21 protein-coding genes, 6 tRNA genes and 1 pseudogene are annotated in these 23,717 nt (G+C 39.7%); 22 read left to right on the top strand and 6 right to left on the bottom strand.

Going from position 1 to position 23,717, the window contains the following annotated elements:
* Positions 1-43 precede the first annotated feature (43 nt).
* Both BHF69_RS07690 and BHF69_RS07685 read right to left on the bottom strand, forming a co-directional pair.
* On the bottom strand, positions 44-598 hold the full coding sequence (locus BHF69_RS07690; protein ID WP_242946131.1) for an ABC transporter substrate-binding protein: 555 nt from the start codon (positions 596-598) through the stop codon (positions 44-46).
* Positions 588-2,537 (bottom strand): recombinase family protein, encoded by a 1,950-nt coding sequence (locus tag BHF69_RS07685; protein WP_075670435.1) that lies wholly within the window; start codon positions 2,535-2,537, stop codon positions 588-590. Before BHF69_RS07685 ends, BHF69_RS07690 begins: the two co-directional genes overlap by 11 nt.
* A gap of 462 nt (positions 2,538-2,999) precedes the next feature.
* Here BHF69_RS07685 and BHF69_RS07675 point away from each other — a divergent pair, with 462 nt between their 5' ends.
* From BHF69_RS07675 to BHF69_RS07660, 4 genes are read left to right on the top strand one after another with little or no spacing between them, the layout of a single operon-like run.
* Positions 3,000-3,428 (top strand): NUDIX hydrolase, encoded by a 429-nt coding sequence (locus BHF69_RS07675; RefSeq protein WP_075670433.1) that lies wholly within the window; start codon positions 3,000-3,002, stop codon positions 3,426-3,428.
* A complete protein-coding gene (locus BHF69_RS07670; RefSeq protein WP_075670432.1) occupies positions 3,425-3,700 on the top strand; it encodes a hypothetical protein in 276 nt (91 codons plus the stop codon). Before BHF69_RS07675 ends, BHF69_RS07670 begins: the two co-directional genes overlap by 4 nt.
* A 60-nt stretch (positions 3,701-3,760) precedes the next feature.
* A complete protein-coding gene (locus BHF69_RS07665; RefSeq protein ID WP_083651158.1) occupies positions 3,761-4,600 on the top strand; it encodes an LD-carboxypeptidase in 840 nt (279 codons plus the stop codon).
* Between the two features lie 38 nt (positions 4,601-4,638).
* The gene (locus BHF69_RS07660; RefSeq protein ID WP_075670431.1) at positions 4,639-4,833 is read left to right on the top strand and encodes a DUF6472 family protein; all 195 of its coding nucleotides are present in this window, start codon (positions 4,639-4,641) and stop codon (positions 4,831-4,833) included.
* A 118-nt stretch (positions 4,834-4,951) separates the two neighbouring features.
* On the opposite strand, the gene BHF69_RS07655 is transcribed toward BHF69_RS07660, so the two are convergent.
* Entirely contained in the window at positions 4,952-6,268 is a 1,317-nt protein-coding gene (locus BHF69_RS07655; RefSeq protein ID WP_075670430.1) for a glycosyltransferase, read from the bottom strand.
* A 166-nt stretch (positions 6,269-6,434) separates the two neighbouring features.
* Here BHF69_RS07655 and BHF69_RS07650 point away from each other — a divergent pair, with 166 nt between their 5' ends.
* The 3 genes from BHF69_RS07650 (at position 6,435) to BHF69_RS07640 (ending at position 9,904) form a co-directional block, all read left to right on the top strand.
* A complete protein-coding gene (locus tag BHF69_RS07650) occupies positions 6,435-7,850 on the top strand; it encodes a phospholipase D-like domain-containing protein (protein ID WP_075671779.1) in 1,416 nt (471 codons plus the stop codon).
* A 103-nt stretch (positions 7,851-7,953) separates the two neighbouring features.
* Complete coding sequence (locus tag BHF69_RS07645) at positions 7,954-8,313, top strand: phasin family protein (RefSeq protein WP_075670429.1); 360 nt, start codon at positions 7,954-7,956, stop codon at positions 8,311-8,313.
* Positions 8,306-9,904 carry an ABC1 kinase family protein gene (locus BHF69_RS07640; protein WP_075670428.1) on the top strand — a complete coding sequence of 533 codons (1,599 nt, stop codon included), beginning with the start codon at positions 8,306-8,308 and terminating at the stop codon, positions 9,902-9,904. Before BHF69_RS07645 ends, BHF69_RS07640 begins: the two co-directional genes overlap by 8 nt.
* Positions 9,905-9,928: 24 nt before the next feature.
* Here BHF69_RS07640 and BHF69_RS07635 read toward each other — a convergent pair.
* Positions 9,929-10,351 (bottom strand): annotated as a pseudogene (locus BHF69_RS07635) (ABC transporter substrate-binding protein); the annotation flags it as partial.
* Between the two features lie 157 nt (positions 10,352-10,508).
* On the opposite strand from BHF69_RS07635, the gene BHF69_RS07630 reads away from it, so the two are divergent.
* Positions 10,509-10,808 (top strand): YerC/YecD family TrpR-related protein, encoded by a 300-nt coding sequence (locus BHF69_RS07630; protein ID WP_075670427.1) that lies wholly within the window; start codon positions 10,509-10,511, stop codon positions 10,806-10,808.
* A 31-nt stretch (positions 10,809-10,839) separates the two neighbouring features.
* Here the strand turns inward: BHF69_RS07630 and BHF69_RS07625 are convergent, their stop codons facing one another.
* Positions 10,840-11,457: a DUF1836 domain-containing protein gene (locus BHF69_RS07625; RefSeq protein WP_075670426.1), complete on the bottom strand. Its 618-nt coding sequence runs from the start codon at positions 11,455-11,457 to the stop codon at positions 10,840-10,842.
* 201 nt (positions 11,458-11,658) lie between these two features.
* On the opposite strand from BHF69_RS07625, the gene pcrA reads away from it, so the two are divergent.
* The 8 genes from pcrA to BHF69_RS07585 all read left to right on the top strand — a co-directional run bounded on the left by pcrA (position 11,659) and on the right by BHF69_RS07585 (position 15,081).
* Positions 11,659-13,872, top strand: coding sequence for a DNA helicase PcrA (pcrA, locus tag BHF69_RS07620; protein WP_075670425.1), 2,214 nt, complete (start codon positions 11,659-11,661; stop codon positions 13,870-13,872).
* A gap of 99 nt (positions 13,873-13,971) precedes the next feature.
* A complete protein-coding gene (locus BHF69_RS07615) occupies positions 13,972-14,247 on the top strand; it encodes a DUF4366 domain-containing protein (RefSeq protein ID WP_075670424.1) in 276 nt (91 codons plus the stop codon).
* A 271-nt stretch (positions 14,248-14,518) separates the two neighbouring features.
* A tRNA-Pro gene (locus BHF69_RS07610) sits at positions 14,519-14,593 on the top strand.
* An 8-nt stretch (positions 14,594-14,601) separates the two neighbouring features.
* Positions 14,602-14,672: transfer RNA gene (locus tag BHF69_RS07605), tRNA-Gly, on the top strand.
* A gap of 35 nt (positions 14,673-14,707) precedes the next feature.
* A tRNA-Arg gene (locus BHF69_RS07600) sits at positions 14,708-14,781 on the top strand.
* Between the two features lie 7 nt (positions 14,782-14,788).
* A tRNA-His gene (locus BHF69_RS07595) sits at positions 14,789-14,862 on the top strand.
* A 23-nt stretch (positions 14,863-14,885) separates the two neighbouring features.
* Positions 14,886-14,957 (top strand) — tRNA-Gln (locus BHF69_RS07590).
* Positions 14,958-15,008: 51 nt separating this feature from the next.
* A tRNA-Lys gene (locus BHF69_RS07585) sits at positions 15,009-15,081 on the top strand.
* An 858-nt stretch (positions 15,082-15,939) separates the two neighbouring features.
* On the opposite strand, the gene BHF69_RS07575 is transcribed toward BHF69_RS07585, so the two are convergent.
* Entirely contained in the window at positions 15,940-16,806 is an 867-nt protein-coding gene (locus BHF69_RS07575; protein ID WP_075670422.1) for a LysR family transcriptional regulator, read from the bottom strand.
* Positions 16,807-16,974: 168 nt separating this feature from the next.
* Here BHF69_RS07575 and putP point away from each other — a divergent pair, with 168 nt between their 5' ends.
* From putP to BHF69_RS07545, 6 genes are all read left to right on the top strand, one after another.
* A complete protein-coding gene (gene putP / locus BHF69_RS07570; RefSeq protein ID WP_075670421.1) occupies positions 16,975-18,510 on the top strand; it encodes a sodium/proline symporter PutP in 1,536 nt (511 codons plus the stop codon).
* Between the two features lie 253 nt (positions 18,511-18,763).
* Positions 18,764-19,699, top strand: a complete 936-nt coding sequence (gene aroE / locus BHF69_RS07565) for a shikimate dehydrogenase (RefSeq protein ID WP_075670420.1) — start codon at positions 18,764-18,766, stop codon at positions 19,697-19,699.
* 191 nt (positions 19,700-19,890) lie between these two features.
* Positions 19,891-20,703, top strand: a complete 813-nt coding sequence (locus BHF69_RS07560) for a Cof-type HAD-IIB family hydrolase (protein ID WP_075670419.1) — start codon at positions 19,891-19,893, stop codon at positions 20,701-20,703.
* Between the two features lie 44 nt (positions 20,704-20,747).
* Positions 20,748-21,728: a sugar ABC transporter substrate-binding protein gene (locus tag BHF69_RS07555; protein ID WP_075670418.1), complete on the top strand. Its 981-nt coding sequence runs from the start codon at positions 20,748-20,750 to the stop codon at positions 21,726-21,728.
* A gap of 11 nt (positions 21,729-21,739) precedes the next feature.
* The gene (locus tag BHF69_RS07550; protein WP_075671775.1) at positions 21,740-23,056 is read left to right on the top strand and encodes a sensor histidine kinase; all 1,317 of its coding nucleotides are present in this window, start codon (positions 21,740-21,742) and stop codon (positions 23,054-23,056) included.
* Positions 23,049-23,717, top strand: a complete 669-nt coding sequence (locus BHF69_RS07545) for a response regulator transcription factor (protein WP_075670417.1) — start codon at positions 23,049-23,051, stop codon at positions 23,715-23,717. Before BHF69_RS07550 ends, BHF69_RS07545 begins: the two co-directional genes overlap by 8 nt.

Raw genomic sequence — 23,717 nt, 5'->3', positions numbered from 1 at the left:
TGGTTCTTATGATTACACCCATGTAGAACCAGGCGATGCTTCATTATTTTATGGATTTTTTTGCATATGTGTTATCGACAAGAGTTTCGAAAGGAACTCTTTCTTTTAATTCTCCAGCCTGCTCCAGAATGTCCTGTAAAAGCTCATAACCGTTTTCGTCAAATATTGGTGTTTCTTTAAACGTATCCTGTTCGGCATAACGGGTGATGATTTTTATAAGATCCGCTTTGCTGGTTTCTTTAAATTGAGGTGCGATCACCTCTGCGATTTCTTCCGGAGTATGGCTATTTACATAGTTCTGTCCTTTTGCAATGGCTCTGGTGAATCCTTCAATGGTTTTGCCATTGTTCTTTAGGTAACTCTTCTTTGCACAATAGGTGGTATAAGGCACATAACCACTTTCCACACCAAGGGAAGCAGTCACATAGCCTTCCTTCTGATTTTCAAGAGAGGTAGCATTTGGCTCGAATTCAATCGTAAAGTCGCCAGTTCCGCCGGTAAAGGCACCTGCGGTATTTGCAAAGTCAATGTTTTGGATCAGGTTTATATCTTTTTTTGGATCAATGCCATTTTTCTTAAGAACATATTCAAAGATCATCTGTGGCATGCCACCTGTTTCCATAAGAACCATGTAAATAATCATCCGATAACTGCTTTGCTGTAATCTCAGCAGACAGGTCCGGCAGAAATCTACGGGCAAGTGCCAGAATTTCTTCGTTGCTTTTTACGATTTTGTATGGTTTCAATGAATTTTCTGTGTCTTCAAGGATTTCCATTTCTTTCATCAGTTCAATATATGGAAGAATACGCTGCTTTGTCTTCTTAAATCCCAGATCAGTGATATGCTCTGACAAGTATTTTGCAGAGGTATAGCTACGCTCAGCCTCCGTAATCAATTTCATAACGATGGCAATAATCGTATTTTCTCTGCGGTTCATCTCATCGGCAGGACTGTAATTAATCAAATTGGATAATCCATATTTTAAAGTGATTTCTGGCATTCCGTTTTCGTATACATCAATTCGGTCGATCAGAAGATCAATATCTCTCCGGTCAAGCGTTTCTCCTGCAATGATCTTATCTACCACATCCAGAGGATTTTTCAATTTATCCTTCACATCCGGTGTTTCAATAGCTGTTTCATCCAGTTCCTTTACTCGCATTTCCAAACCGTGAATCTGAGCAAATAAATCTTTCTGCATAGAATCGTAAGTCTCATTGATCAGTTCTTCATTCCCGGCAGCGACTGCAAGATCCTTTACTTTCTGCGTAAGAAGCACTTTCAGATGGTTCTTCCGTTCGTTGATTGCTGTATGCAGTTCCTGTCGTTTTTCTTCTATGGATTTTTTTTCTGCTTCGAAATCCTTTAAATCATAGGTGGCAATTACCTCACACAAGGCATTTCGGCACATTTTAATATAGGTCAGAACATCTTCCATCAGATCATTTTCCTCAATCAAATGTGCCTTGGAACAATACCGTCTGCCTTTTGTATTGTAAGTAGTACAGATATAATATTTCCGTTCTTTGCTGGATGTTTGACGTTTGATCGGTGTGAGACGGCTGCCACAATCCTTGCAGAACAGACAACATCCAAATGGATTGGGAATCTCCGAACCGAACCATTGTCCTCTGCTTCCACGATAATTTGTCCGGTTTCGCTTTTCCTTTAATTCCTGCACCAGTGAAAAAGTAGCTTTGTCGATAATGGCTGGATGATGATTTTCAAAAATGCACTGTTCTTCCTTTGGCACACGTTTATCTTTGCCATGAACTGTATTCCTTGCACGTTTTTTCAAACGAAATGTACCGATATAAAAATCATTATCCAAAATCTCTTTTATCATAGCATCCGACCATCTGGAAGCAACTTTTCTTTTGGACAAACGACCTTCTTCGATTTCACGTTCCCGCTGAATCATAGAAGGAGTAGGAGCCCTCTGTTCCGTCAGATAAGTAGCAATCTTGCGATATCCAGAACCAGAAAGATACAAGTCATAAATCTTTTTAATATAGTCTGCTTCTTTCGGTACAATCTCCAGAATGGTTTTATCTTTCGGATTACGCCGGTAACCAAATGGTGCTCTGGTAATCAAAGTACCTTCTTTCTGTCGGGCTCCAAGTGCACGTTTGATCTTTTTACTGGTGTCTTTTACGTATCGTTCATTAAACCAGGTCTTAATACCAATGGTATCGTCACTGGAATCCATAGAATCATAATTATCATCAATCACGATCAGATGCTTTCCACGCTCCTGAAATTCATCCAGAAGCAAAAGAACCTTTGCATTATGCCTGCCAAGGCGTGAAAAGTCTTTGACATATACGGTATCAATATTTTTATCCAGATCAGCCATCATCTGCTGAAATCCCGGTCGGTCAAAGATATAGCCGGAAATGCCATCATCCTCATACCAGCGGTCGATGACAACACCATGGTCGCCTGCATATTGATTGATGATCAGTTTTTGGTTTTCTATGGAAACATAATTTCTTTTATCATCGTCTCTGGAGAGACGGACATAGCCTGCATTCATAATAGATACCTTTCTTTTTATGTAATGGAATCAGTGTAATTACTGGAGGCATCAGAAAAAATGAACATTAAGTAGGAGAGTACAAATTTTAATAGGGCCAGTGATTTTTCACAAGAGATTTTATACCGGTATGAATATCAGTATCTGGCTTTCCGTCCAGATATGTGACAACCCGGAAACCAATTCTAAGAAATCTATCCCGTTTAGCTTCAAATTCTTCTTGGGAGGAAAAATCATTTCTCCAGAGATAATACGTTGGCTTATTCAGAATCATCACCTTCTATTATATTTTCCTATTCTATATAATATAAAAGTTGGACAGTTTTGGTGCCTGTCCAGCTTTTCAAGATACCCTAATGCAAAACTAATTGGAAAAATTCACATAATTTTCAAAGATGGATTCTTGCAGGAATATAAACTTATGGTAGAATAGTAATAAGAGAAGATAGAAGGAGATGGAATATGCAGGGATATAATTGCATTATGGTGTATCACAGAGATGGCAATCAGATCCTGTTCTGCAAAAGGCGCAAGGATCCATATAAAGGGCTTTATAATCTGGTGGGTGGAAAGATTGAGCCTGGAGAAGATGGATTTACAGCAGCCTATCGGGAGCTTTATGAAGAAACCGGGATTAGCAGAGAACAGATTCAGCTTAGCCATATGATGGATTTTACTTATTATAACCAGAAATGCTATGTGGAAGTCTATGTGGGATATTTGCAGGAAGAGGTTTTACTGCACGCAGAATATCATCCCCTTGAGTGGCTCTCGTTAAAAGAGGACTTTTTTGACCAGAACCGATTTGCAGGAGAAGGAAATATCGGACATATGGTAGAGCAGGTTCGTCAATATGGAGTAGGAAGGTTAGAAAGTGAGGTGGTGTTATGAAAAGATATGAGATGTGGTCGATTCTTATGTTCATTACTATTTTTATTTTAGCGGTGTGTCAGTTTATCTTTCTCCCCGACGGAGTTGGATTAAGATTAGGAGCAGATGGGTTGAAGCATTATTATCGGATTAAGCCATGGATGATCATTCTGCCGGTTGCAGTTGGAAGTCTGGGGGCAGGAGTGATGCATCATGGAGATTTGAAGAAAGGATTAACCTTCTTTATCATAGGAACGGTAATGTTTGTCGGAACCCTTGTGCGTTATGTATAGGATGAAGAACGTAGGAACAAGCTTCTTTTATTTCTTATTGGAATAGAAGGAGCTTTTACTGTGAAAAGAATTGAGGAAAAGGAAATGATTTCAAAAATTGCATTGGTAGCATGCTCCAATCCATTATCAGAGAAAAAGCAAAGAGAACTTGAGCAACTGATTTGGATTTTAGAAAAACAGGGAATTATAGTAAAAAAAAGCTATTTGATCACAGGACCTTCCGAACCAGAAGAACGAGGTGCGGCCTTAATGGAGTGTTATATGGATCGTCAGGTTCAGATGATTTTTGATATTTCTGGAGGAGATTTATGCAATGGAGTTCTTTCATATCTGGATTATGATAAGATACGAAAAAACCCTAAGCCATTGGCTGGTTATAGTGACCTGACAGCACTCATCAACGGTATTTATGCCAAAACAGGGAATCAGGGAATGCTGTATCAGATTCTGAATGTGGCAGGAAGTGATCGAGAGCGACAGAGTCAGGCATTTATCGATTATTTAAAGGAAAAGAACAAAAGCCTGTGTCAGCCGGAAGTTACCATGCTAAAAGGAGATTTTCCAAGGGGAGAAAAAGTTTTAGGTGGTAATATCCGATGTCTGTTAAAGCTTGCAGGAACGCCATTTTGGCCGGATTTCAGACAAAAGGTTCTGTTATTAGAAAGCCAAAGTGGAGGACGAGAGAGAATACAGGCGTTTCTTGATCAAATGGAACAGATGGGAATCTTTGATGAGATTTCAGGTATGATTCTGGGAACCTTCAGTCAATTGGATCGGGAAGAAGGTCCAAATGCCATCGAGCAGATGGTGTGGAAAGTATTGGAGCATAGAGAAATTCCTATAGGAAGAACTATGGAAATTGGACATGGACAGGATTCTAAAGGAATGATTCTTGGATAAAAATAGTATCCCAAAAAGGAAGAAAAAGGAAGAAAGAGATGAGGAAAGCAAAAAGAAGATATGGGAGCTGTGAAAGCTGCACCTATTATATGTATGATGAAGAGTACGAATGTTATGTTTGTGATGTAAGTATGGATGAAGATGAGTATAGCCGTTTGATGTCGGATAAAGAATATCAATGTCCCTACTGGAGAGATGGCAATGAATATGCAGTTGTGAAAAAGCAGATGTGACAATGCATGAGAACGAAATCATTTCAGTCAGTGATCAAGCTCCTACGCGGATTGCTTTACTGAGATGGTTTCGTTCTCACTTTCTATCCCATAATCCAGGAAACTTATATTTTTATGGTTAATATAATTTCCACAGAGCTTCCTGAATGTTCTCATCCATTCGATTGGAAAGTGAAAGATAGAGTTCCTGTTCTTCTTTTGTAAAATCTTTGAAACGGGTTGCATTAAAATCAGTATGTGCAGTCTCCAGATCATTTAAGATGGCATCTGCATCAGATAATAAAGTCAAATTTAACATATTGCGTTTTTTAGCTCTTATCTCAATTAATTTTTTCTTTTCCAGTCTCTGAAGGGCCTTGGAGACTCTGAATTGAGGAATCCCTGATAAATCTGACAATTCCTTTACGTTGCTGATTGTTCCAGAGCGGTGAATCAGGAAGATCAGATACATCTCTTCGAAGGTCAGGTGGTTAGTGGTAGCCGCAGTTTCCAGATAATATTCCAACAGCTTACGAAAGCGATAGTTTTCCATAATTTCTCCCTCTACTGTAAGGGCAGTTGGGATAGGAAGGGCTTTTCGTTCCTGGCCAAGTTTTGTACTTCCGGGGAGAAGCATTGGTGGGACCGTACCATCCTTGGCACTGCTTACGAGAAAACGGTATACCTGCAGGCGGATTTCTTCATAATCTTCTTCTTCGTATACATCTTTATAAAACTGATTATAATAGTCAAATACATTGATCTTCATTTTGATCGTACTGGAAATGCCAAAATTCTGGCTGACAAGGCTTCCTTTTCGTTTTACATAATAATAGACTGGAGCCTGAAGTGCACAGAAGGTATGGGCGTGGCGGATATATTCCAGATTGAAGAGAAAGTCTTCACACCAGCTGATGGACGTATCCATGCGAATATGGTGTTCTTCAATGATCGACCGTCTGTAAAACTTATTCCATAAAACTCCATAATAAAAATCTGCCGGATTTTCGATCATATGGGATGCGAATTCCTGTCGGTCCATAACCTCATCTGTCTCAATATCTCCCTTTTGCGAAAGACGATTTCCAGTGACACGGTAGAAATCAGCAATGACCATATCGCAGGAAGTTTCTTCGACAGTTCGTACAAACAATTTCGTAGCATCGGGTGTTATCCAGTCATCGCTGTCTAAAAATTGGACATAAGCACCTTTCGCAATAGAAAGGGCATAATTTCGACTGGCTGAGACACCGGAATTGGCACGATGAAAGACCTGGACACGGGAATCATTGTGTGCATAAGTATCCAGAATCTCTGGTGAACGGTCGGTACTTCCATCATCGATTAAAAGGACTTCAAAGTTTTGATATTCCTGATTTAAAATGCTGTCAATACAGCGGTTTATATATTCCTGTGCATTGTAGACAGGTACAATAATGCTTATATATGGATTCATTGTCGTTACCTCCATTGTTCATTATAAAAGATTTTACAAATTATTCAATTACAAGAAAGGAGTCTTTATAAAAAATTCAGAAAAGCTAAGAGTAATGTTAGAAAGCTTTTCCTTTTATCGTGTATAATGAGAAATAAGAAATGGATGTTAATATATGGGGGAGCTTATGAAAAGAATGAGAGAAAAAATCTGGATTTTCATCGGATTGGTAATTTTATTAGTATTATATGAAGCAGTTGGTATTTTTATTTCTTATGGAAGGCATCCAGAGGTATCCGATGCCTACAAACAGTCCTTTCAGACAGAGAAATTTTATGGAAAAGAAGAATCTAGCGAACGTGCAGTTATCATCGAGGATAATAAAGAAGCTTTGGAGCATCGGCTGAGACTGATAGAAGAAGCTGAACAGGAGATCATTTTATCCACCTTTGATTTTAAATCGGATGAAAGTGGGAAGGATGTGCAGGCGGCGCTTTTACATGCAGCACAAAGAGGGGTTCAGGTGAGGATTATCGTAGACGGTTTTTCTGCAATTACCCATATGAGAGATGACTATTTTTCTGCACTTTCCAGTTCGGATCATGTAGAATTTCGGGCATATAATTTGCCGAATCCGTTACTTCCATGGAAAACAATGGGAAGGATGCATGACAAATATCTTATGATCGATCACAAGTTTTATATGCTTGGAGGACGTAATACGTATGATTATTTTCTGGGAGGAAAAGGATATCAGAATTATGACAGGGATGTACTTGTATATGAGATGGAGCCGGAGAATAAAAATACCTCTATTTATGAGTTGTACCAGTATTTTGAGAAAGTGTGGCAACAAAAAGAATGCGTGAGATTTCGTGATCAAGATGGAGAGCGGAAAGAGGTAAGAAAGGCGAAAAAAGAGCTGGAAGAAAGATATCAGGGCTTTTGCAAAAGATATCCAAAGCTGGAAGAAGCTTATTCCTATGAGGATATAACCTATCCGGTGAATCAGATTTCCATTCTCGTCAATCCTTCACATGTCTATGGAAAGAAGCCGGAAATATTTTATTCATTGATACAGTTAATGGAGGGGGCCAGAAGCGAAGTCAGAATTCATACGCCATATGTGATCTGCAATTCGTATATGTATGATGGATTCCGGCAGATCTGTAACGGAACAGCCAAAGTGTCTATGATGACCAATTCGGTTGCCAACAATGGGAATCCATTTGGGGCATCGGATTATGCGATTCACAAAGAAGAGTTGATTCAGACAGGAATACAGATATATGAATATGAAGGAGGGGTCTCCTATCATGGAAAGAGTGTTACCATCGATGATGATCTGGCCATTGTCGGATCCTTCAATATGGACATGAGAAGTGCATATCTGGATACAGAGATCATGTTGGTCGTCCATAGCAGAGAAGTTACAGCGCAGTTGAATGACTATATGGACTCCTATGAGGAGCAGGCAGGGAAAGTGCTGGATAAATATAGGGTGGAAATGCCAGAGGGAATGGAAAGGCAGAAGATTTCCCCAAAGCGTGAGAAGAGAGTACGGTTATTAAAGGCTTTTAATTGGCTGAGATTTTTAATGTAAATATGAGGAATCCATATGAAAAACTGGTTATTCCCTTGTGTTTTTGTTACAATAGAAGTAGTAGAATATAGGAACGGATCAGGATTGGAAAGGAGATTTTGTTATGGAAAAATTCGGAGAAAACATGAAGAAGTTTTTATTAGCAGGAATTGGTACAGTTGCCGCAACTACGGAAAAATCCAAAGAAATTCTGGATGAGATGGTGAAAAAAGGCGAGCTTACAGTAGAGCAGGGCAAAGTATTGAATCAGGAATTAAAGCATAACATTAAGAAGACAGTGAAGGAGAACGTGAATGTGTCCTGGAAGGCTTCTACACCAGAAGAATTGATGGAGATGGTGGATCAGATGACACCAGAGCAGCTGGAAGCTTTAAAAGCACAGATAAAGGCAAAAGAAGAAAAGGATAGCCAGGAAGCACAGGCGGAGGAACAGGCAGAAGCTTGTGGAACAGAAGATGAATAAGACTGACAGCCAAAGGGCGGAGGGAAAGGAGCAAGGCTCAAGGCTCAGGGAAATAACTGCAGTTCTTCATAAGAACAATATTTCCAGAGGAGTTACGCCAGAGAAGCTTCGGATCATTCTAGAAGAGCTGGGTCCTACTTATGTAAAGATTGGACAGATTATGTCCATGCATTCGGATATTCTTCCACAGCGATACTGTGATGAGCTGATGCATCTTCGTTCAGAGGTGGCACCGATGTCCTTTGAGCAGGTGGTGCAGGTCATAGAAGAATCCTATGGTTATTCCTGGAAGGACGTATTTACAAGTATAGAGGCGGAGCCGATAGGTTCTGCCTCTATTGCACAGGTACATAGAGCTGTCTTAAGATCGGGAGAGCAGGTGGTGATAAAAGTACAGCGACAGGGCATCTATGAGGTCATGTCCAGAGACATCGCTCTCTTGCACAAAGCAGTCAGACTCCTCCCATCAGCTGTCCATCGTGGTCTGGTGGACTTGGATATGGTGCTGGATGAGCTGTGGGAAGTGACAAAGGATGAAATGAATTTTCTGATGGAAGCATCTCACATGGAAGAATTTGAAAAATACAATCGGAATGTGGCATTTGTGGGTACACCGGTGCTATATCGGGAATTTTCTACCATGCATGTACTAGTCATGGAATATATCGATGGCTTTTCCATTGATGAGAAAGAAGGGTTGGTGGAAAATGGATATGATCTGAAAGAGATTGGAAGCAAGCTGGTGGATCATTATATGAAACAGGTCATGGAGGATGGATTCTTCCATGCAGATCCCCATTCGGGAAATGTAAAGATACGGGATGGAAAGATTGTCTGGATCGATATGGGCATGATGGGAAGGCTGACGGAGACGGATAAGAGGATGATAACCAGGGCCGTGCAGGGAATTGCGGAGAATGATATCAACGAGATTCAGGATGCCGTTCTGGCATTGGGAGAATTTCGTGGAAAGCCAGATCAGGGACAGCTCCATGAAGATCTGAAACATCTGGTCAATAAATATGGATCTGTAGAATTAGGTATGATCAAGATTGCAGAAATCATGCAGGATCTGATGGAAGTCATGAAAGAGAATAAGATTTCCATGCCCCATGGACTGACTATGCTGGTTCGCGGATTGACCCACGTGGAAGGAATCCTTTCTGATATCAGCCCGGAGATCAATATGATTGAAATTGCTCAGGCAAGGATTATGAGCAGTATGTTTCATAATTTTGATTGGAAAAAGGAAGTAAGGGAGAAGGGAAAGCTTTTGTATCGGGCTGCCAACAAGACGGCTAGGATACCGATGCTTATGGACGAGATTTTACAGGGATATCTGCGTGGACAGACGAAGATTCATCTGGATCTTCATGCATCTAAGGAGTTAAGCAGTCTGTTAAGAAGGCTTGTCCGTAATATTACGATGGGACTTTGGGTTATGGCACTTTTAGTCAGCTCCAGTATTATCTGTACTACGGATATGAAGCCGAAGATTTTGGGAATTCCTGCGTTGGGAATGCTGGGATATCTGATGGCATCGGCGATTATGATGTATGTATTTATCCGGCATTTTTTCTCAAGAAAATAAAAGTTACATAAAGCAATGGCAGTCACCCTTTCGACCGCCAATAACATCCTTTCTCTTGATCTGATCCCAGGAAAAGTCTTTGATTTTTTTTCTGGAAATCAAAAAGTTGCCAGCTCTCTGAGTCAATTGGGCGAAATTTACCGCATAATCCTGGTTGCCCTCCTGGTATTGATAGATGGTAGCCTCTGGACCCATAAAGCCAATATCGGCATCGCCGGAGATAACGGCGGTCATAGTCTTATCGGCACCAAATCCAGTTTCCAGAGTGAGGTCAATACCTTCCTCTTTAAAATACCCTTTTTCAATGGCAACGTATTGAGGGGCATAGAAAATGGAATGGGCAACTTCATTCAAGGTTACCTCTGTTAGAGCAGAAGATTTCCTGCATCCGATCATGCAGGAAAGACAAAAAATGGCAAGGCCTAAGCATAAAACAAATTTTTTCATAATTTCTCCAGGCTTTTTTTATAGATTATGAAGAAATATAGAAATGGTGCTTGCAAATATTTTTTTCTATGTTACACTTAAGTTGTTGAACTTTAGTGCGTTAAAAGTGTACAGTAGAAATTTATGATAGAGTTATAAGACGTAGGAGGATACGCCGATGGGAAAGAAAATCAGAACACCAGAAGTAGAACAGCTTTTTAGAGCCATTTTATGCCTGGAAAATGTAGAAGAATGCTTTACGTATTTTGAGGATATATGTACAGTGAATGAACTGCTTTCGCTGGCACAGCGTTTTGAGGTTGCAAGAATGCTGCGAGAGCACCATACGTATCTGGAGGTTGCAGAGAAGACCGGAGCTTCCACGGCAACGATCAGCCGTGTAAACAGATCTTTGAATTATGGAAATGATGGATATGATATGGTATTTGAACGAATGAAAGAAAAAGAAGAAAACTAATGAGAAAGAGAATCTCTCAGATGAGATTCTCTTAATTTTTCTTCTTTTTCTTTTTTTTGGCATCTTCGTCTGGTGGAGCATAAAAATTATCAATAATGCTTTCGATGATCTGCTTTTTCAGATAAATATCATAGGATAGGGTCGTAACAAAAGCCAGATTCTGCAAAAATTCCTTTTCATCTGGATTTTCAATCTGTGAAAAGGTGGAACGGCTATCCTTCATTGTACGAAAAATGTCTTTTTTCAGTGCATCATAATGCTTTGTTTCTTCATGGAATAATTCCGTATAAATTTCCTCGAAGGAAATGCTGGGGTTATTTGTGTCATAAAATAATTCGGTCAACGGAGTCAGTAAATTCTTAATATCGGAGATTGATAAGAAATTCTTCAGATAATAAATATAAATTAGCAGAATGATATGCTCCTTGGAATATTTCTTCTTATTAGAAGGTGGAAGCAGATGATTCTTGGAATAATTATTGATCATTGTCTTTGTTAAAATCTTATCTTCCGGGGTACGTTTGCAGCCAGAGAGCTGACTGTCCATAAAGGTAGTAACTTGATCCATATATAATTCTATATTTGGAATATCTTCTGGATTAATATAGTCTAGGTGACTCCATTTATCGAGTAGTTTTCTAAAATCCATAAACTTTCTCCCTCTCTAAATGTGAATACTCATTTTCTTATATTATACTTTTTTTAGGATTGGATAACAAGACTTTCTTTTTTTGATCCTTCTCTTCCGATTTTCAGGAAAGAAAAGCAGATATGGAAATTCACTTGTGAGAATCCTCTCAGTGCGATATAATATAGCTTACCGAACATCAGTTTAGAAAGGAATCATTATATGAATATTTATGATACACTCAATGAACAGCAACGAGAAGCGGTATTTTGTACAGAGGGACCATTGTTGCTTTTAGCGGGAGCAGGATCTGGGAAGACACGAGTCCTGACACATAGAATTTCCTATCTGATTCAGGAAAAAGGAGTTAATCCGTATCATATTCTTGCCATTACATTTACCAATAAGGCGGCCGGAGAGATGAGGGAGCGTGTGGATAATCTGGTAGGATATGGAGCAGAGCACATCTGGGTCAGTACCTTTCATTCTACTTGCGTCCGCATTTTAAGAAGACATATTGATAAACTGGGATATGACAATCATTTTACCATTTATGATACCGAGGACCAAAAGACAGTCATCCGAGAAGTTATGAAGCGTCTTAAGCTGGATAAGAAGCAGTATGCAGAACGTGCATTGCTAAACCAGATATCCAAGGCTAAGGATGAACTGGTGACTCCATCTGAGTATGAGATGAGAGCAGCAGGAAATTTCCGTGAGACACAGGTTGCAAAGGTCTATACGGAATATCAGAAACAGCTGCGGGAGAACAATGCATTGGATTTTGATGATCTGCTCTTTAAGACGGTAGAATTATTTCAGTTTCATCCGGATATACTGGAATACTATCAGGACAGATTCCAGTATATTATGGTAGATGAGTATCAGGATACCAACACGGTACAGTTTCAGTTTGTCAGCATGCTGGCAAGAAAGCATCGGAACTTATGTGTTGTAGGGGATGATGATCAGTCCATCTATAAATTCCGTGGAGCGAATATTTATAATATTTTAAATTTTGAAAAGGTATTCGAAGAGGCCACGGTAATTAAATTGGAGCAGAATTATCGATCCACAAAAAATATTTTAAATGCTGCCAATGAGGTAATCCGCAACAATAAAGGAAGAAAGGATAAGAGACTTTGGACGGAGAATGAAGAAGGGGATCTTGTTGTTTTTCATCAATATGAGACAGAATATGAAGAAGCCAACCAGGTGCTTCATGAGATTGAAAAGCTCAGTCAGGATGGAATTGCATATAAGCAGATGGCTATTTTATATCGTACCAATGCTCAGTCTCGTGTATTTGAGGAAAAGTTCTTGTTAAAGAATATCCCATACCGAATCGTAGGAGGGGTAAACTTCTATTCCAGAAAGGAAATCAAGGATATTCTGGCATATTTAAAGGCGGTAGACAATGGACAAGATGATCTGGCAGTGAAAAGGATCATCAACGTACCGAAGAGAGGAATCGGTGCGGCCAGTATTGTGAAGATTTCAGATTATGCCATGCAGAAGGAAATCAGCTTTTTGGATGCCTGTTATGAGGCCATGGAGATTCCCGGTCTTGGAAGGGCAGCCAGCAAGGTGCAGGAATTTTCACTGGAGATCGCCAAATTCCGTAGACTGGCTGATGCAGGAAGTCTTACAGAATTGTTTCATGCAGTAACAGAGGATACAGGATATCTGATGGCTCTTAAGGCAGAGGATTCTGAGGAAGCCAAAGCAAGAATTGAGAATATCGATGAGCTGCTCAATAAGGTAAGCACATATGAGCTGGAAGCGGACGATCCGACACTTGGAGAGCTGTTGGAGGAAATCGCTCTTGTGGCAGAGGTGGATTCTCTGGACGAATCAGACAATAAGGTGGTATTGATGACCTTACATAGTGCGAAAGGACTGGAATTCCCATATGTATTTTTGGCAGGAATGGAGGATGGAATCTTTCCAAGCTATATGACGATCATTTCCGAGGATAAGGATGATATGGAAGAGGAGAGAAGGCTTTGTTACGTGGGTATTACCCGTGCTAAGAAGAAGCTGTATCTAAGCGCTGCAAAGCACCGTATGATGCATGGGAGAACACAGTTTAATAAGGTTTCCAGATTCATCGAAGAGATACCGGAAGAACTGTTAGAGGTTGATCAGAGGATGAATTTTAAAGAAAAGAATCCAGAGAAGTCTATCTTTGCAGTGAATCGAAAAAAGACCTTCCAGAAGCCATATCAGCAGACAAAGCAGCAGTTTACGGTGGTAAACGGCGGTAAGTTGGATTATCAGGAAGGGGATCGGGTTTCTCATATGAAGTTTGGAACCGGGACCGTGGTTGAAATCGTACAGGGCGGAAGAGATTATGAAGTTACCGTGGATTTTGACAGAGTGGGAAGAAAGAAGATGTTTGCCTCCTTTGCAAAATTAAAAAGGGTGGAAGAGTAAGCGAATTTCTGATTCTAGATCGGAATTTCCTAGTAATTTTCTTATGATAATGGTATAATAAATCCAAAAGAAAAATGAGAACGAGAAAGGGTGTTGATCATGAAAAATATTGAAGAAATGTTAAGCACAGTAAAAATTGCAGAAATCTTAAACAGAAAAGAAGATGAAACAGAAAAGAAGATTTTATGGGTTCTGGCGATTATCGGAGCAGTAGCGGCAATCGCAGGAATTGCATATGCAGTTTATCGATATCTGACTCCTGATTATTTAGAAGATTTTGACGAAGATTTCGATGAAGACTTTGACGAAGATTTTTACGATGATCTGGAAAAAGCAGAAGCTGCAAAAGATGCAGAAGCAGAAAAAGAAGAATAAGAAGAATCCATATGCGGCAGAGATGATTTTTCCCTGCCGTTGTTTTTATTACATAAGAAATTCGAAGAATTTCTTATGTAATAAACAACCTCTGGGGGATGCACACGATGTGTAACGGAATATTCATGATGGATAAAAACTGGCTTAAATATGCCACTTTTCATATGTGAAAAAACTTTTAAAAAAAGTTTTAAAAAGTTGTTGACTTTTGGAAAGTGGTATGATAAGATATATTTCGTCGTCAGGAAAACGACAGAAAACAACTGAATATCGGGGTGTGGCTCAGCTTGGCTAGAGCGCTTGATTTGGGATCAAGAGGCCGCAGGTTCGAATCCTGTCACCCCGATACCTTTTGCGGGTGTAGTTCAATGGTAGAACACTAGCCTTCCAAGCTAGATACGTGGGTTCGATTCCCATCACCCGCTTCATGGAGAATGTCTCTGTGGCTAAGTGATAGTAAGTGCTCATAGCTCAGTTGGATAGAGCAATGGCCTTCTAAGCCATGTGTCCGGGGTTCGAATCCCTGTGGGCACGTTTTATGGTGGGTATGGCGCAGTTGGCTAGCGCGCAAGATTGTGGCTCTTGAGGCCGTGGGTTCGAGTCCCATTACCCACCCTCTTATCACTTTATAAGAGCAATGGGCTATCGCCAAGCGGTAAGGCACAGGACTTTGACTCCTGCATTCGCTGGTTCGAATCCAGCTAGCCCAGTTTCTTCCTATTAGATGTAGGATAGGGTGTATAGTAAAATGAATAAAATATGGGTGTGTAGCTCAGTTGGTAGAGCACTTGACTTTTAATCAAGTTGTCCGGGGTTCGAACCCCCGCACGCTCAGTAGTTTAAAGCTTAGAGAAATCTAGGCTTTTTTGTTGTGTGGATAATTATGTGTTTTGCAAAGGTATTTATTCAGCAGAAATGTCAAAGTGGATAGAAAATGCGGGTTTTCTGGAATACAGATGCAAGCGATGAGAACGGAATCATTTCAGCCGGCAATCAGGTTTCCAGAGCTTAACAATCCCTAACATGCTTTGCGTTTTTGCCACTTGCCACAGCCGCTTCGCTTTTAGCGCTCTCGTGGTAGGGACCAGACGAAAATCTTATATGCCGCCCATCTGCAAATGGTTCTTAAGCAAGCTCCTCCCCATTTGCTCTGATGGACGGCAGAAAGCGTTGCTTTCTGCAAAGATTTTCTGACCGAGAGCAAACCATGTAAGTGATTGTAAAAAGCTCTTCCAAATATTGCCTTGCTGAAATACTTCCGTTCTTTTTTATAGTATTGCATCTATATAAGTTGGGAAAACGGGGATATGGTCTATGAAAAAGCCTTCTTCTTTGCCACACTCCGTTTCTCCACACGAATATGGGAGAAGCCAATATACTACAAAGAACGAAACCATTCCGGTAAAGCAATCTGCGAAGGAGCTTACATGTTTTCTCAGGCAGAAAATCTTTGGCAAAAGCGATGCTTTTGGTCGTCCATAAGGACAAATGGCTGGAAGCTTGCTTACATAGCCATTTGTCCCTGGACGAGAGATAAGATTTTCGTCTGTCTTGGTATAGAACAAGAGAAAACATGTATCAGATTTGGAAGCTCCGCAGCCTGATTGCTGACCGGAATGATTTCGTTCTCACATATTATCCCATAGTCAAAGAAACCCATATTTATCTTACAAAAATATATTTTTAAAAGTCTCAAACAACATATTCCTTCGCATACTCAATAAACTTCAAAGCTGCGGGAGAAGCCATATCGCTGGAAGCTATGGCAATTCCAAGTTGCCTTTGGGCATATGGCTCTAATGGAAGCGTTAGTACAGAAGAATTATAATGATCCAAGACCAGCTTTGGAAGGATACTGATGCCAAGTCCACAGGCAACCATAGATACTATGGTATAGTCATCCTTGGCAGAATATTGGATGTCAGGATGAATATCATATATTTCTAAGGTACGATGGATATCGATATCTGTGCCTCTTGCGGAGATGATAAAGGTCTGTTGGTTAAATTCATTCAGCGGAAATGCGGTATGATCCAAATAGCAATCTTCCATTGGAAGTACGGCCAGCAGCGGATCGTCTTTTAAAGGGATCCATTCGAAGCCCTGATTATGATAGGAGCTCAAAAAACCTAAATCTACCTGACGATGTTCAATCCATCCAAGAATATCTTCATTTCCCCCTTCTTTAAAATGAATTTTTATAGACGGATAGTCTTTTTTGAATTTTTGAATGATGTGTGGAAGCCATTCTCTGGAGATACTGGAATAAGTACCGATGTTTAGAGTACCCTGGTGTAGATTATGCAGAGACTGAACTGTCTGATTTAAATTTTCCTGACACTGTACAATTTGAGAAATATATGGATAGATCTCCTTTCCTGCATTGGTCAGAAAGGCACCATTTCGATTTCGATAAAATAGATTCAGATCCATTTCATTTTCTAAACGCTTTAAGGTGTGGCTGATGCCAGACTGTGTGTAGCCTAATCGTTTGGCTGCTTTGGAAAGGCTGTTTTGTTTGGCTACCTCTAAAAAAATAATATATTTACTAAGATCCATTTTGTGATTCTCCTTTTACATGAAGTACTGTGATATATGATATTACTTTTTGTCATGTATTGTCAAGTTTCCATGAAGGTTTGTCTCTTTACTGGTAAATAAATTTTAGTATAATTATTTCTATAGATTTTTTCAAAAATGGAAACAAAAGATGAGGAGGAAATATATATGACAACAACAACTGCAATTTTGCTTGCATTTGGTGCATATCTGTTATTCATGATTTTTATTGGCGTATGGTCCATGAGACAGACTACCGGTGCAGGCGATTATTTTTTAGGTGGAAGGGGACTTTCTGGTCCGGTTGCCGCCTTATCTGCTCAGGCATCTGATATGAGTGGATGGCTCCTGATGGGGCTGCCAGGTTCCATTTACGCATTAGGAACGGGACAGGCATGGATCGCTGTGGGGCTTGGACTTGGAACCATCGCAAACTGGCTGATCATTGCGAAACCACTTCGTGCATATACGATCGTGGCCAATAACTCCATGACGTTACCAGAGTTCTTCGGAAATCGATTCCGTGATGAGAAGAAGATTCTGCTTGGAATCTCATCTGCCATCATTGTAATCTTCTTCCTGGTGTATACTGCATCTGCACTGGCATCTGGAGGAAAATTATTTAACAGCGTATTTGGTATTGATTATCACATCGCGTTACTGATTGGAGCTGCAGTAATCTTAGTTTATACTTTTATGGGAGGGTTCCTGGCTGTATGTACGACTGACTTCATTCAGGGAACGTTGATGCTCATTGGACTGTTAGTTGTTCCAATTGTTGTATGGGGATATGTCAGTGGTGATTTTACCAACTTGCTGACACAGAGTGGCGTAAATCCAGATTCCTTCCTGAGTCTGACTCATAATGGAAATCATCCAATCACAGCAGTGGAGATTATCTCCAATCTTGCATGGGGACTTGGATACTGTGGTATGCCTCATATTCTGGTTCGTTTTATGGCGATCAAGAATGAGAAGGAATTAAAGAAATCATCTGTAATCGCGATCGTATGGGTAGTATTATCTTTAGGACTTGCTGTAGCAATCGGTCTTTTAGGCCGTGCCTTCTTATTACCAACAATTTTAGGTGAGACAGCTGGTGCTGCTTCTGCAGAATCAGTATTTATTGAAATGATTCAAAAGGTGTTTGTCGATGTATTGCCGCTTCCGTTTATTGGAGGAATTTTCCTTTGCGGAATTTTAGCTGCGATCATGTCTACGGCTGATTCACAGCTTTTGGTATGTTCATCTTCTGTATCTGCAGATATCTATAAGGATATTATGAACCCAAAAGCGTCTGATGATAAAGTGTTAAAGGTTGGACGTATTACTACGATGGCAGTTGCAGTGATCGCCACTGTGATCGCATGGAATCCAGACAGCTCTATTATGGGCTTGGTTTCTAATGCCTGGGCTGGTCTTGGAGCGGCATTCGGTCCATTGGTAGTGATGAGCTTATTCTGGAAACGAATCAATCTTCCGGGAGCTGTTGCCGGATTACTTTCCGGAGCAGCAACTGTAATAATCTGGGATTATATTCCAGTTATGGGCGGACAGACATTGGGAACCGTTACTGGACTTTACTCACTGGCAATTGGTTTTGTCATCAGTCTGGTATGCATCGTGGTTGTCAGTCTTGCGACAAAAGCACCGGATCAGGCAATTTTAGATGAGTTCGAGGCATATAAGAATTATCAAGAATAATATATTGTGAACATTGGAAGGAGTTTTGCAAAAGAAGCAGGAATGGATTCTGCTTCTAAGCAAAGCTCCTTTTTTTGTGGAATAGGAAACTTTGTTCCCTTTTGTTTTTACATAGAGATATAAGAAATTTTTAAAAAAATGAAAAAAAGTATTGACATCAATACTTTAACGTGATAAAGTACCAGACATAGAGTTATTACTTTAAAGCACTAAAGTGTGGAACGAAAATATGTTAAATTTGGAGGAGAAAACTATGGACACAAGAATTTCAGGTAAAACAAGATTATTAGGAGTATTCGGAACACCAATCAAGCATTCAGGATCACCGATTATGTATAACTTTTGTTTTGACTACTACGGAATTGATTGTGCATACTTAGCATTTGATACAGATGAAACACAGGTAAAGGCTTCTTTGGATGCAATGAGAAGATTAAATATGCGTGGAGGTAATGTTACCATGCCATGTAAGCAGGAAGTGGCACGTAACATGGATAAGCTTTCTCCAGCTGCAAAATTCATCGGAGCAGTAAATACTATTGTAAATGATAATGGCGTATTAACCGGTCATATTACAGACGGTATGGGGGTTGTGTTGGACCTGAAAGATCATGGAGTATCCATTGTAGATAAAGATATTGTTGTATTAGGAGCAGGCGGGGCTGCGACAGCAATCATGGTACAGTGTGCATTAGACGGAGCAAAATCTGTAACCGTATTCAATCGCGGAGCAGAAGGCTTGGAAAAAGCGAGAAAGATTGGAGAAAATATGATGGCAGATGGAGTGCCTTGCAAGATGGAATACCATCCGTTATCTGAACAAGAGCTGATGCATGATACCATTCGAAAGGCAGACATTTTGATCAATGGTACTTCTGTTGGTATGAGACCAATGAGCGAAGGTCAATCACTGGTAACAGACATGTCAGTATTTAATGATGACTTAGTTGTGTATGATGTTATCTACAATCCATTAGTGACAAAATTAATGGAAGATGCTCTGGCAAATGGCTGTAAGGAAGAGAACGTCATCGGTGGAAAAGGCATGTTGTTATGGCAGGGAGCAGGTGCATTCGAATTATACACAGGATTGAAGATGCCAGCTCAGGAATTAAAAGAATTCTTAGCAAAACGAGAAGAAGAAGGCGTGGAACCATTAAAAGATGTGGCTGAGAATGTTCCATACTAAATCAGAATAAATGTAAAAGGGCCTTGAAAGAAATGATTTCTTTCAGGGCTTTTCTTAATTGTATAAGAATGTTTTGGGTAATAAAACCCGTTGTCTATAAAAGGGAAAAATGACATATGTCACTGGATGGAGGAGCGTAATTATTGTATACTATTATAGGATAATTGGACGAAAAAGGAGGAAATTAGACAATGGATAGGATAAAAAAAGGAAACTATAAAGCAGTTTTTACAGATATTGACGGAACATTATTAAATACTTCTCACCAGGTGCCCAAAGCATCTAAAGAACGAATCCGACAGTTGGATGGGCAAGGAATCCCATTTGTATTAGTTTCTGCCAGAATGCCAAAAGGAATGATAGGAATCAGAGATGAGATTGGTGTTCGTGCACCGATGGTCTGTTATAGTGGTGCTTTGGTAGTGGATGCTGATGGAAGGGCGATGGCCAGCTCTGTATTAGACGAAAAGGAAACGAAGGCATTATGTATGTATATCAAACAGGAAGAACCAGAGGTTTCTTTAAATCTTTATTATGAAGATTCCTGGATGGTGGAAGATAAAAAGGAGTATTGGGTAAAACAGGAAATGGATATTACTCAGATTGAGGCAGATGAGATTCCTTTTACAGACGAAGGTTTTTCACGGAAAACACACAAGATTCTTTGTATGGGAGAGGCCGATCAGATTGACCGATTAGAAAAAAACCTTGTTCAGGAATTTCCGGAAATCAGAATTTATAAATCCAAGGATACTTATCTGGAAGTGATGCCGATGGCTGCATCCAAATCAGCGGCAATTCGGATTTTAGAAGATATATTTTCGGTGCAAAGAGAAGAAATTATTGCATTTGGTGATGGACATAACGATATTGATATGCTGCAATATGCAGGATTGGGAGTTGCTATGGGAAATGCTTCCGTGGAAGTAAAAGAAGCGGCAGATATTGTTACAAAAAGAAATGATGAAGAAGGACTTCGATATATTTTGGACCGGGCATTTTAAGTGACGGCGTAAAGATAAGAGCATAATGTGAAGATGAGGAAAATATGGATTGGGAACAGGTTAAAAAATGGAGAAAAACGGCAGGTATATTTTTAGTCATATGCTTTTTTGGCATGTTTATTTTGATTTATGCAAAAATATTTGTTATTTTTTATAATAACTACGGAACACATAAAAAAGTATTTGGAGCCACTTATATGACTATGAATAACCAGTATTATAAGATACTAAATAACGAGATTCGTCGTCAGATAGAAAAAAAGGGAGATCGATTGCTCACTTTGGATCCGGCCCTGGATCAGGATAAGCAGAATCAGCAGATTCAGTATCTGATCGAACAGAATGTGGATGCCATTTTTTTGAATCCAGTAGACTGGAAGGAAGTGGGGCCGGGATTAGAGGCTGCCAAAAAAGCGGGTATTCCGGTAATTGTGTTAGATGCACCGGTTTATCAAAAGGAACTGGCAGCTACGACCATTGTATCTGATAATTATCAGGCGGGAGTACAATGTGCAAAGGATATGATGAAGAAAAGGAAAAGTGCGAATATAGTTCTTTTGACACATAAGGAAGCAAAATCCGGAGTAGACAGAATACAGGGGTTTTTGGATACGATTGAAGGACATACGGAGTACCAGGTGATTGCAGAAACGGATACGCAAGGGCAGATTGAACGTGCGTTGCCAAAGGTAGAACAGATTATTGAGGAACATACATACATCGATGTGATCATGGCATTAAATGATCCGGCAGCTATGGGAGCGTTGGCAGCTTTAGACAGCAAGAATTGCAGAGAAGGTGTTCTGGTGTATGGAGTGGATGGCTCTCCGGAGGCGAAAAAATTGATCGCGGAGGGAATGATGACAGGCACTTCTGCCCAGTTTCCCAAAAAGATAGGAGCACAGGCAATCAAATCGGCGTATCAGATTTTGAATGGCGAAGAGATAGATGCCAATGTGGTCATTCCAGTGGAAATGATCACGAAAAATAATATTGAGGAATTTGACATCAGCAGATGGCAATAGAAAGAGGCATTATGAGTCGGAATTTATATTACTTAAGATTATTTATGAGTTTGTTAAACTTCGCTATACTGGCATTTCTTTCTGCTGTCATGATGGTAACATTTAATACCATTAATGAAAATTATATGGCCAGAAATTTTTTGGAGGATATCTCCTATCTTCCCAAAGAAGCGACAAAATCAACCGTGATTGTCTTTCTTACCTTTTTTCTGTTGCTTTATATTATTGAGGTACGAAAGCAATTCAAACATAAATCGGTTGTTTCCGTTGGCATTTATGTGATTGAGATAATCCTATGTCTTATAGTCATTCGATGTTTATATATAAGCTATAATGGAATCTTATTGTTGGTAGTTGCGGATATTGTAACTTCCATTCGCGATAAGCATAATCGAGGGTTATTCTTAGTAATTATGGGACTGATTTATATATTTGCAGACTATGATATCGTATCGTCTATAATTCCTACGATATCTTTTGAGGAAATATTAAGTGTATATAGTACACAATATAGTACGCTGCTACTTGGAATCAGGAATATGTTGGTTTCTGTCAATCACATTGCTTTTATTGCTTATATGATTATTTCTATGAAGAATCAGATGAAGGAAAATGCCAGAATTGCTTTGTTAAATATTCAGCTTCAGACGGCTAATGAGCAGTTAAAGGAGATGAATGAGCAGCTAAAGGATTATGCTGGTATGAGGGAAAAGATGGGAGAAACAAAAGAACGAAATCGAATTGCCAGGGAGATCCATGATACCCTTGGACATACCATGACCGGTCTTTCGGTTGGGATAGATGCCTGTATTGCTATGATTGACTATTCTATTGAGGGAACGAAGAAGCAGTTAAATCAAATGTCTCAGGTGGCGAGAAAAGGAATTGATGATATCCGGCGTTCTGTAAATAAATTGCGTCCCGATGCATTGGAACACCATAATCTGGAAGAGGCGCTGGAAAAACTGATTGAGGATACGGTACTGATGTCAAATGTACAGATTTATTATAATCTTCAGGTACCAGAGTTGAAATTTAATACAGATGAGGAAGATATGATTTATCGAGTGGTCCAGGAAGGAATCACAAATGCAATCCGGCATGGAAAAGCCGACAACATACATGTGAATATAAAGAAAGAGGATAAGTGGTTGATTCTTACGATACAGGATGACGGAATTGGCTGTGAAGAGATTCATACAGGATTTGGATTGATCCATATTGAAGAAAGGATTCATATGCTCAATGGGAAAGTTTCTTATGATGGAAGCAATGGATTTTGTATTGTAGCAAAGATACCGATAAGATGGAGTGAAAATTATGATTAAAGTATTAATAGCAGATGATCAGGAATTGATTCGTCAGAGTCTGCAGATCGTATTGGGAATCAGAGAAGAAATCTCTGTAATTGGTACTGCAGGAAATGGAAACGAAGTGATTAGGCTGGTTCAAAAAGAAAAACCAGATGTAATTTTGATGGATGTACGTATGCCGGAGATGGATGGTGTGCAATGTACCAGAATGATTAAAGAAAGATATCCACAGATAAAGATTATTATATTGACTACCTTTGATGATGATGAATTTGTATTTAGTGCATTGAAATATGGTGCAAGCGGATATCTGTTAAAAGGGATTTCCATGGATGAACTAGAAAAAGCAATTCGCACCGTACACCAGGGGGGTGCAATGATCAATCCGGGAATTGCCAGCAAAGTAGTGGAGCTTTTTTCTGAAATGGCACAGAGCAACTATGATATTATGATTGAAGCGGAGAATGTAGACGAATTGACCGATGGGGAATGGGAGATCATCAAGTTGATTGGCAGGGGGATGTCTAATAAAGAAATCGCAAAGGCGATCAGTCTGTCTGAAGGTACGGTCAGAAATTATTTGAGTAGTATCTTAAATAAGCTAAACTTAAGAGATCGCACCCAACTGGCCATATGGGAAGTGCAATCAGGTTCAGCAAAGTACAGGAGAAAATAG

Origin of the sequence: Anaerostipes sp. 992a (assembly GCF_001940245.1) — a bacterium.
In the GTDB taxonomy this organism is placed as follows: domain Bacteria; phylum Bacillota; class Clostridia; order Lachnospirales; family Lachnospiraceae; genus Fimousia.
Note: the sequence above shows the minus strand (reverse complement) of the source record. Positions and strands in the feature narration are given on the sequence as shown.